The organism is Pseudomonas sp. CP-1 (assembly GCF_021213715.1).
GTDB lineage: Bacteria > Pseudomonadota > Gammaproteobacteria > Pseudomonadales > Pseudomonadaceae > Pseudomonas > Pseudomonas aeruginosa.
In genome coordinates, this window is sequence record NZ_JAJQKY010000001.1 from 382,589 (window position 1) to 399,485 (window position 16,897).

At 65.9% G+C, this 16,897-nt stretch carries 18 protein-coding genes; 9 read left to right on the forward strand and 9 right to left on the reverse strand.

Features of this window, described 5'->3' with window-relative positions; all coding sequences use genetic code 11:
* The first annotated feature begins 53 nt into the window (after positions 1-53).
* The 4 genes from amaA to rmuC all read left to right on the forward strand — a co-directional run bounded on the left by amaA (position 54) and on the right by rmuC (position 4,802).
* Positions 54-1,340 (forward strand): L-pipecolate oxidase, encoded by a 1,287-nt coding sequence (gene amaA / locus LT948_RS01850; RefSeq protein ID WP_003086327.1) that lies wholly within the window; start codon positions 54-56, stop codon positions 1,338-1,340.
* 72 nt (positions 1,341-1,412) lie between these two features.
* Positions 1,413-1,781 (forward strand): antitoxin Xre/MbcA/ParS toxin-binding domain-containing protein, encoded by a 369-nt coding sequence (locus LT948_RS01855; protein WP_003086329.1) that lies wholly within the window; start codon positions 1,413-1,415, stop codon positions 1,779-1,781.
* Between the two features lie 134 nt (positions 1,782-1,915).
* On the forward strand, positions 1,916-2,671 hold the full coding sequence (locus LT948_RS01860) for an RES family NAD+ phosphorylase (RefSeq protein ID WP_003086331.1): 756 nt from the start codon (positions 1,916-1,918) through the stop codon (positions 2,669-2,671).
* Positions 2,672-3,440: 769 nt separating this feature from the next.
* A complete protein-coding gene (gene rmuC, locus LT948_RS01865) occupies positions 3,441-4,802 on the forward strand; it encodes a DNA recombination protein RmuC (protein WP_003134034.1) in 1,362 nt (453 codons plus the stop codon).
* Positions 4,803-4,956: 154 nt separating this feature from the next.
* Here the strand turns inward: rmuC and quiP are convergent, their stop codons facing one another.
* The 4 genes from quiP to LT948_RS01885 form a co-directional block, all read right to left on the reverse strand.
* A complete protein-coding gene (quiP, locus tag LT948_RS01870; protein ID WP_009315399.1) occupies positions 4,957-7,500 on the reverse strand; it encodes an acyl-homoserine-lactone acylase QuiP in 2,544 nt (847 codons plus the stop codon).
* Between the two features lie 122 nt (positions 7,501-7,622).
* Positions 7,623-8,264: a glutathione binding-like protein gene (locus LT948_RS01875; protein ID WP_003081964.1), complete on the reverse strand. Its 642-nt coding sequence runs from the start codon at positions 8,262-8,264 to the stop codon at positions 7,623-7,625.
* 166 nt (positions 8,265-8,430) lie between these two features.
* Entirely contained in the window at positions 8,431-8,631 is a 201-nt protein-coding gene (locus tag LT948_RS01880) for an SEC-C metal-binding domain-containing protein (protein WP_003081984.1), read from the reverse strand.
* Between the two features lie 7 nt (positions 8,632-8,638).
* Positions 8,639-9,133 (reverse strand): LEA type 2 family protein, encoded by a 495-nt coding sequence (locus LT948_RS01885; RefSeq protein ID WP_003123186.1) that lies wholly within the window; start codon positions 9,131-9,133, stop codon positions 8,639-8,641.
* A 314-nt stretch (positions 9,134-9,447) separates the two neighbouring features.
* Between LT948_RS01885 and LT948_RS01890 the strand changes: the two genes are divergently transcribed.
* Positions 9,448-10,008 (forward strand): hypothetical protein, encoded by a 561-nt coding sequence (locus LT948_RS01890; protein WP_003123185.1) that lies wholly within the window; start codon positions 9,448-9,450, stop codon positions 10,006-10,008.
* 117 nt (positions 10,009-10,125) lie between these two features.
* Here LT948_RS01890 and LT948_RS01895 read toward each other — a convergent pair whose 3' ends face one another.
* The 4 genes from LT948_RS01895 to LT948_RS01910 form a co-directional block, all read right to left on the reverse strand.
* Entirely contained in the window at positions 10,126-10,746 is a 621-nt protein-coding gene (locus tag LT948_RS01895) for a trimeric intracellular cation channel family protein (RefSeq protein ID WP_003081997.1), read from the reverse strand.
* Between the two features lie 82 nt (positions 10,747-10,828).
* The gene (locus tag LT948_RS01900) at positions 10,829-11,146 is read right to left on the reverse strand and encodes a hypothetical protein (protein WP_023112270.1); all 318 of its coding nucleotides are present in this window, start codon (positions 11,144-11,146) and stop codon (positions 10,829-10,831) included.
* Entirely contained in the window at positions 11,146-11,619 is a 474-nt protein-coding gene (locus tag LT948_RS01905; RefSeq protein ID WP_003123184.1) for a YchJ family protein, read from the reverse strand. Before LT948_RS01905 ends, LT948_RS01900 begins: the two co-directional genes overlap by 1 nt.
* A 2-nt stretch (positions 11,620-11,621) precedes the next feature.
* Positions 11,622-12,119: a DUF6231 family protein gene (locus tag LT948_RS01910; protein WP_003086343.1), complete on the reverse strand. Its 498-nt coding sequence runs from the start codon at positions 12,117-12,119 to the stop codon at positions 11,622-11,624.
* Between the two features lie 130 nt (positions 12,120-12,249).
* Between LT948_RS01910 and LT948_RS01915 the strand changes: the two genes are divergently transcribed.
* The 3 genes from LT948_RS01915 (at position 12,250) to LT948_RS01925 (ending at position 14,099) form a co-directional block, all read left to right on the forward strand.
* Entirely contained in the window at positions 12,250-12,882 is a 633-nt protein-coding gene (locus tag LT948_RS01915) for an OmpA family protein (protein WP_003082015.1), read from the forward strand.
* A gap of 115 nt (positions 12,883-12,997) precedes the next feature.
* Positions 12,998-13,297: a DUF1145 domain-containing protein gene (locus LT948_RS01920; protein ID WP_003086345.1), complete on the forward strand. Its 300-nt coding sequence runs from the start codon at positions 12,998-13,000 to the stop codon at positions 13,295-13,297.
* Positions 13,290-14,099, forward strand: coding sequence for a hypothetical protein (locus tag LT948_RS01925; protein ID WP_021264415.1), 810 nt, complete (start codon positions 13,290-13,292; stop codon positions 14,097-14,099). Before LT948_RS01920 ends, LT948_RS01925 begins: the two co-directional genes overlap by 8 nt.
* A gap of 38 nt (positions 14,100-14,137) precedes the next feature.
* On the opposite strand, the gene LT948_RS01930 is transcribed toward LT948_RS01925, so the two are convergent.
* On the reverse strand, positions 14,138-14,602 hold the full coding sequence (locus LT948_RS01930; RefSeq protein WP_003082024.1) for a CopD family protein: 465 nt from the start codon (positions 14,600-14,602) through the stop codon (positions 14,138-14,140).
* 129 nt (positions 14,603-14,731) lie between these two features.
* Between LT948_RS01930 and dinG the strand changes: the two genes are divergently transcribed.
* On the forward strand, positions 14,732-16,876 hold the full coding sequence (gene dinG / locus LT948_RS01935; RefSeq protein WP_003086351.1) for an ATP-dependent DNA helicase DinG: 2,145 nt from the start codon (positions 14,732-14,734) through the stop codon (positions 16,874-16,876).
* Positions 16,877-16,897 lie beyond the last annotated feature (21 nt).

Consider the following 16,897-nt stretch of genomic DNA (forward strand, 5'->3'; position numbering starts at 1 on the left):
GGGGCGCGGCGGGCTCCCGCCGCATGGCAATGAGGCTGGCAGCGGAGTCGCGCATGGGCGGTTTGCAGCAACGGTGTCTGTGGGAAGTGGTTACGCCTCGCCTGTCCGGAGCGGCGAGCCTGAACGGCGAGCAGCGCGCCGACGTATGTGTGATCGGCGCCGGTTTCACCGGGCTTTCGGCGGCGCTCCACCTGCTGGAGGCGGGCCGTTCGGTGTGCGTGCTGGAAGCGTACGAGGTCGGCCACGGCGGGTCGGGACGTAATGTCGGATTGATCAACGCCGGCACCTGGATTCCCCCGGACGAGGTGGTCGCCACCCTCGGCGCCGAGCAGGGAGAAAAGCTCAACGCCGTGCTGGGGCGGGCGCCGGCGCTGGTGATGGAGACCATCGAACGCCTCGGCATCGATTGCCAGTTGCGCCGCGAGGGCACCCTGCACATGTCGCACAACGCCAGCGGCGTGGCCGATCTGCAACGCCGTCACGCGCAGTGGACGCGCCGCGGCGCTCCGCTGGAGTTGCTGACCGGCGCGGCTTGCCACGAGGCCTGCGGCACCCGGCGAATCAGCGCGGCGTTGCTCGACCGACGCGCCGGCACTCTCAATCCCATGGCCTATTCGCGCGGACTGGCCACTGCCGTCGTACAGCGTGGCGGGCAACTGTACCAGCGCTCGCCGGTGCTCGCCCTGGAGCGGCAGGGCGCGCTGTGGGCGGTGCGCAGCGCCGCGGGGGCGGTACTGGCGGAACAGGTGGTGATCGCCTCCAACGCCTATACCGAGGGCGAGTGGACCAACCTGAGGCGGCACTTCTTTCCCGGCTACTACTACCAGGTGGCTTCGGCGCCGCTGCACGGCGCCGCGGCCGAGCGCATCCTGCCTCACGGCCAGGGTTCCTGGGACACCAGGACGGTGCTCAGCAGCATCCGTCGCGATGCCCAGGGCCGCCTGTTGCTGGGAAGCCTCGGCAATGGCGCGAACAAGCCCGCCTGGTTCCTGCGGCAATGGGCCGATCGAATCCAGAGCCATTACTTTCCCGACCTGGGCCAGGTCAACTGGGAGTACAGCTGGACGGGTTGCATCGCCTTCACCCCCGATCATCTGATGCGCCTGTTCGAGCCTGCGCAAGGCTTGCTGGCGGTGACCGGCTACAACGGACGCGGCGTGACCACCGGTACGGTAGTGGGCAAGGCGTTCGCCGACTACCTGCTGAGCGGCGAGCGAGCGACATTGCCGTTGCCGTTCAGTGACATGAAGCCCGTCCCCGCGGCCAGGCTGCGCAGTTGCGCCTACGAGATGGGTTTTTCTCTCTATCACGCCGGTCAATGCTTGCGCGTGGTTCTCTAGGTTCGACCGAATCAAGGTGTGTTTTCAGCAAAATAATGATAGTTTGTTGTAAACACACATGAGGAGGTCGTCATGAGCGCTCTCATCAAGGAACGTCCCAGCGCCGATGCTGTCCTGGCCAAGGCCGTCCTGGCCGCGCGCGAGCAATTGGGGCTGACGCAGCTCGAACTGGCCGGCATCGTCGGCGTCGATCGCAGCGCCATCAGCCGCTGGAAGACCCAGGGCCTGCGGGTGGACAGCAAGACCGGCGAGCTGGCTCTGCTGCTGGTGCGAGTCTATCGCGCACTGTATGCCCTGTTCGGCGGGCAGCAGGAGGACATGCGCCACTTCCTGCGCACTCCCAACCATCACCTGGCGGGCGAGCCGCTGGCACTGATGGGACAGGTGCAGGGCCTGGTTCATGTGCTGGAATACCTCGATGCGATCCGCGGCAAGGTCTGATGCCCGGCGCGCCTGTACGGGGGCCTACGCCTGTCACGGAAAAGGCTGGCAGCCAGAGGCGACACGCCTGGCTGAATGGAGACTGCGGTGCCGCTACGCTGGCATCCGACACCACAGGAAGCGAGGGGCGGAAGGTGAGCGAGATCTGGCGACAGTGCAAGGGTGAGCGGCATGTCCGACCGCTCCAGGGGCGGCTGGTGCGGTTGGTGGAGAGCCAGGAGCAGGTGGCGACCCTGCAATTGGTCGACACCCTGGAAGAACAGGCGTTGCTCGAGGAACTGCTCGAGTCGAGCAAGCCGCCGGTGCCGGCGGATGCCGAGCCATTGCATTACCTGTTGAAGACCCCGTTCCGTTATCCGCCCTTGCGTTGGGGGTCGCGGTTTGGCCGTCGTCACGAGCCAAGCCTGTTCTACGCCGCGTTGAAGCTGGAAACGGCCATGGCCGAAAGCGCGTATTACCGTTGTGTCCTGTGGAGTGGCATGGCGGTGCCGCCACCGAGCGGGAGGATTCTGTCCGAGCACGCTTCGTTCGAGGCGGGCTGGAAGGTGGAGCGGGGAATCCGTCTGCAGGCGCCGCCTTTCTCCGATCACGAGGCTGCGCTGACCGACATCGCCGACTACCGCGCTCCCCAGGAACTGGGAAGTGCCATGCGCAGCGCCGGGGTGCAGGCATTCGAATACCGTTCGGCGCGTTGCCCGGAGCGCGGCTGCAATGTCGCCCTGTTCACGCCCGCGGCCTTCACCGAAAAGCGTCCTCGCAACCTGACGCCCTGGCTGTGCGAAACCACGGCCGGTTACGTGGCGTTCAAGCCGGCGCATGTGCCGGGGTCGCCGAAAATCTTCTCCTGGGAGCTGTTCCTGGTGGACGGAAAGTTGCCGCATCCGGCGTGAGTGGAGGGTCGCACGGTTGTCAGCGATCCGGGGTCGCCGTCTGGAGGCCGCAACCTGCTGGTTGGGCGGGGCTGGCCTGCATGCCCCCAGGGAAAGAGTGGCTGGGGATTTCGAACGGCATTGCCCTGCAATGGGGCGGCAAGAGGCTTCGGCGAAAATTTGTGCACAAATGGAAAGCAGCTTGTCAAGGGTTGAGAGCGTTAGGCTCTAAACGCTTGATTTTTCATGTTTGAAACGTAACTTATTGAAAAATAACGATAAAAATAGTTGGTGAAAAAATCGTCAATCTGTCCCATAGCCCCACTCCATCGGGGGTTCGGCAGTTTTTTAGGGGCTTTTCCACTGGGTTATCCACAGGATCTGTGGATTTCCCAAGCGCTTGCTCGACAGCACATCGCACGCTCCAAGGCAAGCCCTGTAGCCGCGACAAAAATGCCGTGGAAGCAGAAATTTCCCGGCGGCGAAGGGCGCAGGGCGATGGCTTCCGTTACGGAAGTATCTGAAATGTCCTGCGCATGGGGTTACGCACAGCTCGGAAGCGGAGTGCTCGTTCGGCGCGGCGCTATTCGCTCGACGGTCTTTTCCCAAGAACCTAGAATCCGCTGCACGCGCGCCTGCCAGGCGGGTGTTGCGTCGTTTTCCGCTGGAGTGCCCCATGCCCGTCGATCTACCGAACCTGTTGCTTGGCCTGCTGGCTGCCGCGATTCCCCTGGCCGGCCTGGCATGGCAGCTACAGAGAAGGGCCAGCCTGGCGGAGCGCGAGATAGCCTTGCTCGGCGAGCGACTGGCGACCGCGCAACTGGCCCAGGACGGGCTGAATGCGCAGTTGGAGACCAGCAGGGAGGCTTACCAGCAACTCGGCGAGCGCCATGCCAGGCTCGCCGGTGAGGTCGCCGCGCTGCGTCGGGAAGCCGAGTTGATGGGGGAGGAGCGGCAACGGGCGTCCCAGGCGGAGGCACGTTGGGCCAGCGAGCGCCAGGGCCGGGAAGAGGAAGTGCGTCGCCTGGCTTCCGAACGGGCTGCGCTGGCTGCGGAACTGCGCGAACAGCAGGAAAGCCACCAGCAGCGCCTGACCGACCTGCAGTCGGCCCGCGACGAGTTGCGGGCACAGTTCGCCGAACTGGCGGGAAAGATCTTCGACGAACGCGAACAGCGTTTCGCCGAAACCAGTCAGCAGCGCCTGGGGCAGATGCTCGATCCGCTCAAGGAGCGCATCCAGGCGTTCGAGAAGCGGGTGGAGGAAAGCTACCAGCAGGAAGCGCGCGAGCGTTTCTCCCTGAGCAAGGAACTGGAGCGTCTGCAGCAGCTCAACCTGCGCCTGGGCGAGGAAGCGACCAACCTGACCCGCGCGCTCAAGGGCCAGAAGACCCAGGGCAACTGGGGCGAACTGGTGCTGGAGCGGGTGCTCGAGCATGCGGGCCTGGAAAAAGGCCGGGAATACGAGACCCAGGTCAGCCTGAAGGGCGCCGAGGGCGAACGCTTCCAGCCGGACGTGCTGATCCGCCTGCCCGGCGACAAGCAGGTGGTGGTGGATGCCAAGGTCAGTCTCACGGCCTACCAGCAGTACATCGCCGCTGACGACGATCTGCTGCGCCAGCAGGCGCTGAAGCAGCACGTAACGTCGTTGCGCAACCATGTGAAAGGCCTCTCCGGCAAGGACTATCGACGTCTGGAAGGGTTGCACAGCCTCGACTTCGTCCTGCTGTTCATGCCGATCGAGGCGGCTTTTTCGACGGCCCTGCAGGCCGAGCCGAACCTGTTCCAGGACGCCTTCGCGCAGAATATCGTGATCGTCAGCCCGACCACCCTGCTGGCCACCCTGCGGGTAATCGACAGCCTCTGGCGCCAGGAGCGGCAGAACCAGAATGCGCGGGAAATCGCCGAACGTGCCGGTTCGCTGTATGACAAGTTCGTGCTCTTCGTCCAGGACCTCGATGAGGTCGGTTCGCGCCTGCAGCAACTGGACAAGGCCTATGCCGCGGCGCGCAACAAGCTCACCGAGGGACGTGGCAACCTGATCAGTCGCAGCGAGCAACTCAAGCTGCTCGGTGCCCGCGCCAGCAAGAGCCTGCCGACGGACTGGCTGGACCGGGCGCTGGTGGCGCCCGTGGAAGAGGCCGGAGAGGAGTGAGATCAGTTCGATCCCGTGCCCGGGCTTTCGAGAAAACGGAGGCTTTCCGGGAGGGGGATAAAAGAAGGGCGTCCGGAAGGACGCCCTGAAGATGATCATGGAGTAAGTCGGCTGTTCAGAGCCACGGCGCGGAGGAAAGTTCCGCGCCGTCCGTTCAGCGAGCGGGAGTGAGCGTCAGCCGCTTGTTGCCGTAAACGCGATCGAGGTTCTGTGGCTGGAACGGGAAGCTGACGTAGCGCCCCTTGAGCCAGGCGTCGATACCGTCGGCGTAGTGCGGGCTGGCCGGATTGCCGGATTGGCCGCTGCTGTTCACGCCGATCATCGGTTCGCTCTGGCCGAAGTCGACGATTAGCCGCATCGCCGGGATCAGCCAAGTGTCGAAGTCCTGGCCCCAGCCGTAGGCCGATACGTCCAGCGTGGTGTGGTCGCCGCCGGCCGGATAGGGCCCGCGATCGAGATAGCCCTTGATCGCGCCGAGTCCGGCGCGCTCGCCGGCGCCCAGGTAGGGGGCCATTTTCGAGCTGTCGCTCCGCCATTCGTAGGTGTGCAGCTTGCCCCATTGCCAGGCCTTGCGCTCGCTCCCCAGTCGCTGTTCGCAGAACTCCACGGCGGCGGCGAGGCTGCGCGCGAGGATTGCCGGCTTGTCCTCCTTCTGCGGAGTGCGGGTATCGTCCCAGAACGGACTGTCGTCGCGCCCGAGCAGGTGGTCGGCTTGCGCCGAGTAGGAGAGGTTGGCGGTCTCGACGAAGGCTTTCCAGGCAGGGCCGTCTTCCGGTCCTAGCTCGTCGAGGAATATCTGCCTGGCGCTCTCGTGGAGGAAGGCGCCGTACAGCGCGGCGTCGCTGGAGCTGGCTGTCAGCTTGCCGTCGAACGCCATCAGCCGGTCGTAGGCCTCCCGCGCCCGGCTGCGTTGCGCCTCCGGCAAGGCGTCGATGGCCTGGCGCAGCGGCGCCGCCATGCCGGGATTGTCGAACATGGCTTGCAGCTTGGCGACGAACAGCGAGGTCTGGTCGTACTGCATGCGGATCATGCTCTGGGTGTCGTGGCTCTTGCTGGCACCGGCGAGCTGGGCGATGCGCTCGGCGCGCTCCGGGTAGTACCAGGAATTGGACAACTGGGCGCCGTAGCCGGGCTGCACGGTGCGGTGGTTGGCGGTACCCAGCCAGCCCTGCTGCGGGTCCTGGTCGGAGGGGTGGAGGATCGGGTCGGCATAGCCATCCCAGTCGTAGCGGCCGTCCCAGCCAGGGGAGGGCAGCAGGCCGCGACCCTCCTTGCGGTTCGGATAGCGTCCGGTGACCTGCCAGCCGATGTGCTTTTCGTCGGCGAACACGATGTTCAGCGGCATCGCGCGAATCTCGCGGGTGGCGTCGAAGGCCTGCTCGATGGTCTTGGCCCGCGACAGGTCGAAGAAGCCGTCCAGGGTCTTGTCGGCTTCCTGCTGGATGCTCCGGTAGGCCAGTCCGTAGCCGCTCTTCAGCGGCAGCGGCTGGAGGATGTTCTTGCGCTCGCCCAGGGCGCTGTTGAGCAGCGGGCCATGGCGGGTTTCGTGGATGACCTCGCGGATCGGCCGCTGGCCCTTGATGAAGAAGGTTTCCTGGCGTTCGCGGGTTGGCTGCCACTTGCCGTCGGCCAGGTAATAGAGCCGGTTGCCCTGGCGTCGCAACTGTTCCAGGTAGAGATCCTGGTTGTCGCCCAGGACCATGGTCATGCCCCAGGCCAGCTTGCCGTTGAAGCCCGCCACCACGCCCGGCAGACCGGCGATGGAAACGCCCGCGGCCTGGTACTTGGGCGAGCGGATCTGCACGTAGTTCCACACCGACGGCATGCTCAGCGGCAGGTGGGTGTCGTTGGCCATCAGGCTCTTGCCGCTGCGGCTGCGTTGCGGCGCGATAGCCCAGTTGTTCGAGGCGGCGACCCCGAGCATGCTCAGCGCTGCGACCTGCCGCGCCGCGTCCTCGACGCCCGCGAGGCCGGGAACCTGCCCGTCCAGGCGCAGGCCCTTGAGCTTTTCCGCCTCGTCGAACGGCAGGTTTTCGTCGGGATAGGTCGGCGTCAGCCAGGCCAGCTTGTCGCTGCCGACCTTCTGCGCGAGCGTCAGCGAGGCGATTTCTTCCTGCAGGTTCACCGCCAGGCCGAAGTTGAGCAGGGCGAAGACCAGGGCCGAGTCCTCGGGCTTCCAGTATTCCGGACGGTAGCCGGACTGGGCCAGGTCCATCGGCAGCTTGTCGCGATAGCGATACAGGTAGGCGTTGACCCCGCGCGCGTAGACCTCGAAGAAGCGTTGCAGGCGCGGCGAGGCGTTCCTGTACTGGATCTCCGCGGCCTGGCGCAGGTTCACGGTACGCATGAAACGGTCGATCTCCAGCGCGCCGGGGCCGACCATCTCGGCCAGCCGTCCCTGGGCCAGCAGGCGCAGGCTGACCATCTGGCTCAGGCGGTCGGAGGCGTGTACGTAGCCCAGGGCGAACAGCGCGTCATGGAAGGTGCCGGTTTCGATCAGTGGCATGCCCAGCGCGTTGCGCCGGATCGATACGTTTTGCGCCAGGCCCTTGATCGGTTGTACGCCGGAGGTCGGCGGCAGGCTGTCGGCGTAGCGATCGTCGAGCCAGGACTGGCAACCGGCCAGGCCCAGGAGGGTGCCGAAGGCCGCGGCGGCGCCGCAACGGGGAAGAAAACGCATGAAGGCTGGCGAGGCCATGGGGTGGGGGCTCCTGCGGGAGTGGTCGCGTCGAGAGGCGCTACGTTAGTGAGGAGCGCAGGGCTGCGCAAGCTCCGCCTGCGGTCGTCCGCGAGGACGTCCGCAGGCCGGCTCGGGACCCGCTACTGCGGCGGATTGATGCGCTCCACCAAAGCATAGGCGCGTTGCGTCGCCGGACGCTGGCGAATGCTCTCGAACCAGCGCTGCAGGTGTGGGAAGTCGGCGAGATCCTGCTCCTGCCACTGGTGTGGGACGATCCACGGATAGATGGCCATGTCGGCGATGCTGTAGTCGTCGCCGGCGACGAAGGCGCGGTCCGCCAGGCGCTGGTCGAGAACGCCGTACAGGCGCGCGGTTTCCTTGACGTAACGGTCGATGGCGTAGGGAATCTTCTCCGGGGCGAAGCGGTTGAAATGGTGGTTCTGCCCGGCCATCGGCCCCAGCCCGCCCATCTGCCAGAACAGCCACTGCAGGGTTTCCTGGCGCGCGCGCAGGTCCTTGGCGAGGAAGCGTCCGGTCTTTTCCGCGAGATAGAGCAGGATGGCGCCGGACTCGAACAGCGACAGGGGAGCGCCGCCGTCGGCTGGTTGGCGATCGACGATGGCGGGAATCTTGTTGTTCGGCGACACCTTCAGGAAATCCGCCTGGAACTGGTCGCCCTGGCTGATATTGATCGGATGGATGGCGTAGGGCAGGCCGGTTTCTTCCAGGAAAAGAGTAATCTTGTGGCCGTTCGGGGTGGTCCAGTAGTACAGGTCGATCATCGGTGCGTCTCCGGCTCGTCGATGGGCTACGAACGGAAGACTCTACGCCAGGAACCTAGGTTCGATGCAAACCGCTGTCGCGCATGACGCCCCGGCGGGGCTGGTGGCGCGCCAACGAAAAGGCCCGCTGCTCAGCGGGCCTTCGGATGCCGGCGCGTGCGAAGGGTCAGGCGCCGTGGCACTTCTTGAATTTCTTCTCGCTGCCGCAGGGGCAGGGATCGTTGCGGCCTACGGCCTTGAGCGGATTGCGCACCGGCTCGTGGCTGTGGTTGCAGTGCGGACCATGGACATGACCATGGCCATGATCGTGATGATGATCGTGGTCGTGGTTGCAGTTCGGGCCGTGTACGTGGGGTTCCTGACTCATGGTGGACCTATTCTGGGATGAAATCGCCGGGAATTATCTCGCCATTTCGTCTCAGGTGCACGCTGCGGCCGAACATCAGTCCGGTCTTCACTTCGCCCTGCAGGCGGTAGCGGATCGGCTCCTCGGGACGCTCGAGGAGCTTGACGATGTATTTCATGTGGCGCCAGAGATTGGTTCGCACCGGCACGTCGAATACCTCGTGGCCGTGGGCGGGAACCGTGAACCACTGCCCGGACTCGCCTTCTGCGAGCTGGATGTCGTTCAGTTGCACGGCGTACTGCAGGCCGCGTACCGGCAGGCTGAAATCGTTGGGGTTGTCGATGCGGAAGCGCATCACGAACTCCTGTTCCAGCAAGCGTGCCTTGACCACTTCCACCTTCAGCAGCTTGACGTCGGGGTCTTCGAAGCTGCCGGTCATCCAGCTGCAGCCCGAGAGATTGGAGAGAACTCCCCATGCCATTATTAGGCTGATAATTCTTATCATTTGCGCCTGGTAATTCATGCTATTCCCCCCGAGACGCCTCAGTTTAACAAGCAGTGATTGTGCTGCAACTTATTGTTGTATAGAGGAAAGATGTTTCAGGTACAGGCCTGTGTCCATATGTTTCCCGTAGCGCAGTCGGGGGAGCATGGAGAAGCGCGTACGCCCGTGCAAGTCTTCCCGTCGGCTGGCGTGACCGGCTCGGCTAACCTGAACGGACCCGCCGGCCAATTTGCCGGACCCAGTCACTCCACGCGTGGCTGTCGATGGGTACAATCGTTCGACGAAACGCCAGGGCCGCCATGCCGAGCGGCCCTTCACTCGGAGAGATGCCAATGAGCCGCTTTGAAATCGCCTTTTCCGGCCAGTTGGTCGCCGGCGCCCGGCCCGAGGTGGTCAAGGCCAACCTGGCCAAGCTGTTCCAGGCCGACGCGCAGCGTATCGAGCTGCTGTTCTCCGGCCGCCGGGTGGTGATCAAGAACAACCTCGATGCCGCCTCCGCGGAAAAATACCGCAGCGTGCTGGAGCGAGCGGGAGCGATCGCCGTGGTCGCCGAGATGGAGATCGAGGAGGTGGTCATGGCGCCGCCGCCTGCGCAGCAGGCCGCCGTGGAAGCCCCACAGGCCCGCGTCGCTGCGCGGGACAGCGCGCCCTCCGGGCGTTTGCAGGTAGCGCCGCGGGACGGCTACATGGCGGCGTTCGCCGAGGTCGATGCGCCGGATTTCGGCCTGGCTCCGGTAGGCGCCGACCTACAGGACGCCAAGGCCGAAGCCGAGGCGCCGAAGCTCGACCTGAGCCGCTTCAGCGTCGCCCCGGTCGGTAGCGACATGGGCCAGGCACGCCCCGAGCCAGCGGCTCCGGCTCCGGACACCAGCCACCTGCGCCTGCAGGACTGAGGCGGGCAGCGGCCTGCGACAAGCGTGGGCGTGGGGCGGATAACCGCGTCGCGGGCCGTGGCATCGGGGACAGGCGAGGGGTTGGAGGAACGCGTCGACCAGGGGCAGGCGCTTGCTTCAGTGGTCGAAATCGTCCTGGTAGACGAACTTGGGCATTTCCCAGTGGAAGCGGATGGCCAGCAGGCGGAACAGGAAGCCGCTGAACAGGGTGATCAGCATCGCCTGTTCGGAGGGCAGTTCCAGCTCCACGCAGATCAGGTAGCACCAGGCGCTGGCGAAGGACACGCTGGCATAGAGTTCGCGGCGGAAGATCAAGGGTACGTCGTTGCACAGGATGTCGCGGAGAATGCCGCCGAACACCCCGGTGATCACCCCGCTGATCGCCGCGATCAGCAGGCTGTGGCCCATTTCCAGGCTGACCTGGCAGCCGATCAGGGTGAAGGCCACCAGGCCAACCGCGTCGAGTACCAGGAACAGCGAGCGCAGGTGGCGCATCAGCGGCGCGATGAACACTGTGACCAGCGCGGCGACTGCGGTCAGCGCCAGGTATTCCGGGTGACGGACCCAGGTCAGCGGGTAATGGCCCAGCAGCATGTCGCGTACCGAGCCGCCGCCCAGGGCGGTGACGCAGGCGATCAGCACCACGCCGAACAGGTCCATGCTGCGCCGGCCGGCCGACAGCGCGCCGGTCATGGCTTCGGCGGTGATGGCGATGATGTAGAGCACGGTCAGCAGCATGGGGATGGGGCCCGGATGAAAAGGCTGCGCATTCTACCCGAGCGCTCGTCAACGCCCAAACCGCGCCGCCTGGCGCTGTATCTCAGGCGTGCATGCGCAACCAGAAGCGTTCCTGGCAGGCGTTGACGAAGTGCTTGTGGCGTGGGCTGATTTCCTGCCCGGCGAAATCCAGCACTTCGTAGCCGATCCAGCATTCCTCGCAGGCCCCGCTGCTTGGCAGGAGGTCGCGCTCGCAGTGCTGGCGCAGGCGCACGCCGTTGTCGAAACGGTAGAGCGCTTCGCAGCTGTGGATCTCGACGCCGTCCTCGCAGCGCTGTTGCTCTTCGACCTGCGCATCGCTTATCGAGACTGGCGAGGGCAGGGCATGGATGGCGCGGATATAGCTGGCGAGCGAATGCATCAGGTGATCCATGGACCGCAGCATTTCTTCAGCTTGCCGCCGGCGCCGCAGGGGCAGGGGTCGTTGCGGCCGAGTTTCAGGGCCACGGTCGGATCGAGGAAGTACCAGCGACCGTTGCGCTGGACGAAGCCGGAACATTCGCGATGGGCATGTTCCCCCTCGGCGTCGTGCCAGCGCGCGACGAAGGTGACTCGCGCATGTTCCGGCTGGCCGCCGAGCACCTCGTGGTTTTCCACCTCCAGGCCGAGCCAGGTGCTGCCGTGGCTCCAGGCGCGGATGCCGTCGAGATCGAGGCCGGCCTGTTGCGCCGGCAGCGTGGTGTCGCGCAGGTAGTCCACCAGTCCGAGGGCATAGGCGCTGTAGCGCGAGCGCATCAGGGCTTCCGCGGTGGGCGCGGGATGTCCCTGGTGATAGCGGCCGCAGCAATCGTCGAGCGGGTCGCCGCTGCCGCAGGGGCAGGTGGGTTGGGTCATGGTTACCACCAGTACTTGCCGAAGTTTTCCGGGTTGGCCCAGAACTTGGCGTTCAGCCAATCGGGGACCTGCTTGTACTCGTACAGGTCGTAGGTGTACAGGGTCAGCGTCTGGCCTTCGCGCTGGAAGCGTTCGCTGTTCTGCATGGCGAGGGCGAAGAAGTCGGTTTCCTGCCAGTCGCTGGCCTCGAGGTCGACCAGTACGGCGACCCGGCTGGCGTTCAGGTTGCGCACGCCCGCGAGCAACTGCAGACCGGTGCGCTGCGGCAGGTGTTCCAGGCAATCGACGAACAGCGCCAGGTCGAAGCGCTGGCCGGCCAGTTCGGCGGGCAATGCCGCCGCCGGGCTGTGCGCCAGTTGGCACTGGGGATGGTTGTGGATGAAGGCCTCCACCGCCGGCAGCCGGCTGGCGCCGACCAGCAGCAAGCGCTTCGGCGCGTAGCGGGCGAGCAACGCGGCCAGGGCCTGCTGCGGGGTGCGGGGAGAAATCGGTTCGCTCATGGGAAAACACTCTCCTGGGATTCGCCAAGACTAGCCTGAAGCGCCTGCATGGCCTAGTGCTGGCGCTTTTTTCGGCTGGGGTCTTTACTCCCTATTTGTCGGTTACAACCGATCCACGAGGAGAGTTCCAATGAGCATCACGAGGACCGCTTTACCCCTGATTCTGGTCAGCGGCTTGCTGACCGGTTGCGCAGGGTTGCAGAAAAGCGACTGGCCGACCTGTGCGGCGGTCGGTGGTGTTACCGGCGCCGGCCTGGGCGCGATCGAAAGCAGCAGCTGGGCTGGCTGGGGCGCCCTGATCGGCGGTGGCGTCGGTGCCGCCTATTGCTGGGTGCACGGTGCCGGCGAACAGGTCGCGCCGCCGCCTCCGCAGCCGGTCGAGGAAGTCGCGCCGCCGCCTCCTGTCGTCAAGGAAGAAACCATTGTCGTGCGCGACCTGCACTTCGCCTTCGATTCGTCGAAGGTGGACGCCGCCGACAGCGAGAAGCTCAACGGCATCGCCGAACGCCTGAAAGGCGAGGCGGCCAGTACGCGCCTGAGTATCACCGGGCATACCGACAGCGTCGGTTCCGATGCCTACAACCAGAAGCTGTCGGAACGGCGCGCGAATGCCGTGGCGAACTATCTGATCGATGCCGGGGTGCCTTCGAGCATCATCGTCGGCGTGCAGGGATTGGGCGAAAGCCAGCCGGTCGCCGACAACAAGACTCGCGAAGGGCGGGCCGAGAATCGCCGGGTGGAAATCCTCATCAAGCGCGAATGACGCTGGCGGCGCGGAGCAGAACGGGGGCGTCGAAGCCCCCGTTTTCGTTCATGGCTGGCGCCGCGGCGGGCTGGCGAGTATGTTCCCCCGCACACGATGTATTGGGGGGAGTTCCATGAAAGCGTTTCTCGGGCTGGGCAAGCTCGTGACCCTGGTGTTCTGGGGCGCGGTGCTGGTCAATCTGCTGCATCCGTTCGCCTATCCGCTGAACTGGCTGTTGTCGATAGCCGGCGGCCTGATCCTGTTGATCCACCTGATCGAGATTCTCGTCCTCGGACGACGCCTGAAAGCGCGTGCGCATCCCTGGCTGGACCGTCTCCAGGTCTTGCTGTTCGGGGTCTTCCACATGCTTGCGTTGCCGGCGCTGAGCCCGGCCAGCGAGTTGCCGCAGGACAAGGAGGACGATCATGCGTAAGGCCATGCTCGGATTGTTCCTGGTCGTTCCCCTGGCCTGGGCTGGCGCCGCGTTTTCGGCCGAGGCGCCGACGGCACGCCAGCAGGGTATCGGCGGAACCGTGAAGGTTCAGGCGAACTCGGTGATGCGCCTGCCCAAGCGGGCCCAGGAGCTGCGCCTGCGCAGAGTGGAGATCGGCGAGGATGCCGCCCTGCTGATTCCGCTGGAGGTCAGCGTCCTGCGCATCGAGGAACTGCACATGGCGAAGAACGCCCGGATCGGCGTGGCGCCGGGCGAAGAGCGAATCAGCATCGAAGTCGTCAGCGGCCGCCTGGCCGATGGCAGCATCATTTCCGCGCCCGGCGCGACCGGCACCTTCCGGCAAAGCGCCGGTAACGGCCGCGACCTGACCTTGCGCTTGCAGGCGGTGGAGGTGGAAAGCCTGCTGCTGGACGCCCGCGGTGGCGTCGGCGCGCCAGGCTACGATGGCCTGGACGGGGCTTCCGGCAAGGCCTCCGGCTGCCTCTGGGGCAGCGCGCTGAAAGGTGGCGACGGCCAATCCGGAAGCGACGGCGGTCCGGGCGGGGCGGGCGGTCGGATTCGTCTGGAAGTGCCGGGCGATTTTCCTCTGGAGCGCTTGCAAACCCGTCTGCAAGGCGGCGTCGGCGGCGCCGGAGGCAAGGCCGGCAAACCGGGTGCGGCGGATAACGCCACCGGTTGCTGGATCTACTCGGTGGATGCCGGTCGTGCGGGGCGCAGCGGAGAGGACGGCGCGAACGGCGCCAACGGCAGCGACGGCAGCCTGGACGTCGTGCGCTTCTGAGGAGAGGCCGGCAGCACGGCTGCCGGCGCATCGCCGGTTCAGAGGCTCGGGCGTGCCGCTACCAGGGCTATCAGCAGCAGGCCGAGGAGCAGGTTGAAGCCGACGGTGCGGCGGATCTTCCCCAGCGCCTGCCCGCCTGCCGGCCAGTCCTGGGCCTGCACCGCGCGGCGCAGTTCCGGCACTTGCAGCGCCTGCACCCGCAGGAACAGTGCCAGCATGGCGACGTAGAGCCCCATCATTACCTGTACGTAGCGCGGCGCGCCGGCGAAACCGTTGAAGCTCAGGTGCAGCATGCCGACGCCGCTGATCGGCAGCAGGATCACCGCCGCCCAGACCCAATGGAAGAAACGGCGGAACACCTCCAGCCACAGGCCCAGGCGGGCTGGGGCCTCCAGCGCGGCGACGGCCGCCGGACGAAGAATCGTCCAGGCGAAGAACATGCCTCCGACCCAGACAAGGGCGGCCAGGACATGCAGGGCGTAGACGAGGGCGTAGGGGGTCATTCGGCGATCTCCGCTGGCGGTTGTGACGAAGCGCGTTATCATAGCCGCCCTGTCGAACCACTGAAAATTTATCCAGCTATGGCGCGCCGGCGGATTCGCCTTCCGCTGCGCGCCGGGCCCAGGAATTCCATGCTCAGCGCCGAACTCAAGTCCCAGATCCAGGGTGCCTACACCCGCTTTCTCGAAGCCAAGGAGCTGAAGCCTCGCTATGGCCAGCGCCTGATGATCGCCGAAGTGGCCAAGGCCCTCGGCGCGATCAAGGAGGACGAGGAGGGGCACCGCGAGGGCGAGCCGGCGGTGGTCGCGGTGGAGGCCGGAACCGGTACCGGCAAGACCGTGGCCTACAGCCTGGCGGCGATCGCCTGCGCCAAGGCCAGTGGCAAGCGCCTGGTGATAGCCACCGCGACCGTCGCCCTGCAGGAGCAGATCGTCCACAAGGATCTTCCCGACCTGCTGCGCAACAGCGGGCTGGCCTTCAGCTTCGCCCTGGCCAAGGGCCGCGGGCGCTACCTGTGCCTGTCCAAGCTCGACGTGCTGCTGCAGGAAGGCCAGGCGCAAAGCGCGACGGCGCAACTGTTCGCCGATGACGGTTTCAACATCGACGTCGACGAGACCAGCAGCAAGCTGTTCAACCAGATGATCGAACGCCTGGCCGGCAACCGCTGGGACGGCGACCGCGACAGCTGGCCGGAGGCGATCGACGACGCGCATTGGGCGCAGCTCACCACCGATCACAGCCAGTGCACCAACCGACATTGCCCGAACTTCCAGCAGTGCGCCTTCTACAAGGCGCGCGAAGGGATGACCAAGGTCGATGTGATCGTCACCAACCACGACCTGGTCCTGGCTGACCTGGCCCTGGGCGGCGGCGCCATCCTGCCCGATCCGCGCGAGACTCTCTACGTGTTCGACGAGGGCCATCACCTGCCGGACAAGGCGATTGGCCATTTCGCCCATTTCACCCGCCTGCGCGCTACCGCCGACTGGCTGGAGCAGATCGCCAAGAACCTCACCAAGCTGCTCGCCCAGCACCCGCTGCCGGGCGACCTCGGCCGCCTGATCGAACAGGTGCCGGAGCTGGCCCGGGAGATCAAGACCCAGCAGCAGTTCATGTTCACCGCCTGCGAAGAGATCGGCGATTTCCGCGCCGGCGAGGACATGGAAGGTCGCGAGCGGCCGCGTCACCGTTTCGTCGGCGGGGTGGTCCCCGAGCATATCCGCGAGATGGGCATCGAGCTGAAGAAAGGCTTCTCCAAGCTGACCGACCTGTTCACCCGTCTCACCGATATCCTCAAGGAGGCGATGGACGGCGAAGGCGCCGGCGGCATCGCCAGCCACCAGGCGGAGGAGTGGTACCCGCTGTTCGGTAGTCTTTTGGCGCGCGCCCAGGGCAACTGGGAACTGTGGACCGCATTCACCTGCGAGGACCCGCAGGACAGCCCGCCGATGGCGCGCTGGCTGACCCTCGCCGAGAGCGGCAGCTTCTACGACATCGAAGCCAACGCCAGCCCGATCCTCGCCGCCGAGACCCTGCGCCGCAACCTGTGGAACGTCGCCTATGGCGTGCTGGTGACCTCGGCGACCCTGACCGCGTTGGGCACCTTCGACCGCTACCGCATGCGCGCCGGCCTGCCGCGCAACGCGGTCACCGCGGTGGTGCCGAGCCCCTTCCACCATGCCGAGGCCGGGGTATTGCGGGTTCCCGACCTCAAGGCGGATCCGCGCAACGCCGCCGAGCACACCGCGGCGATCATTCGCGAGCTGCCGGAACTGGTGAAGGGCGCGCGCGGCAGCCTGGTGCTGTTCTCCTCGCGCAAGCAGATGCAGGAGGTCTTCGACGGTCTCGACCGCGACTGGCGCAAGCGGGTGTTCATCCAGGGCAACCTGTCCAAGCAGGAAACCCTGAACAAGCACAAGTCGCGAGTCGACGACGGTGAGGACAGCGTGCTCTTCGGCCTCGCCAGCTTCGCCGAAGGCGTGGACCTGCCGGGGGCCTATTGCGAACACGTGGTGATCGCCAAGATTCCCTTCGCGGTACCCGACGACCCGGTGGAGGCGGCGCTGGCCGAGTGGATCGAGGCGCGCGGCGGCAATCCGTTCATGGAGATCGCCGTGCCAGACGCCTCGCTGCGGTTGGTCCAGGCCTGCGGGCGGCTGCTGCGCACCGAGCAGGACCGCGGCACCATCACCCTGCTGGATCGCCGCGTGGTCACCCAGCGCTACGGCAAGGCTATCCTCAATGCATTGCCGCCGTTCCGGCGGGAAATCGCCTGACGCGCTGATCTGCGCGGAGGG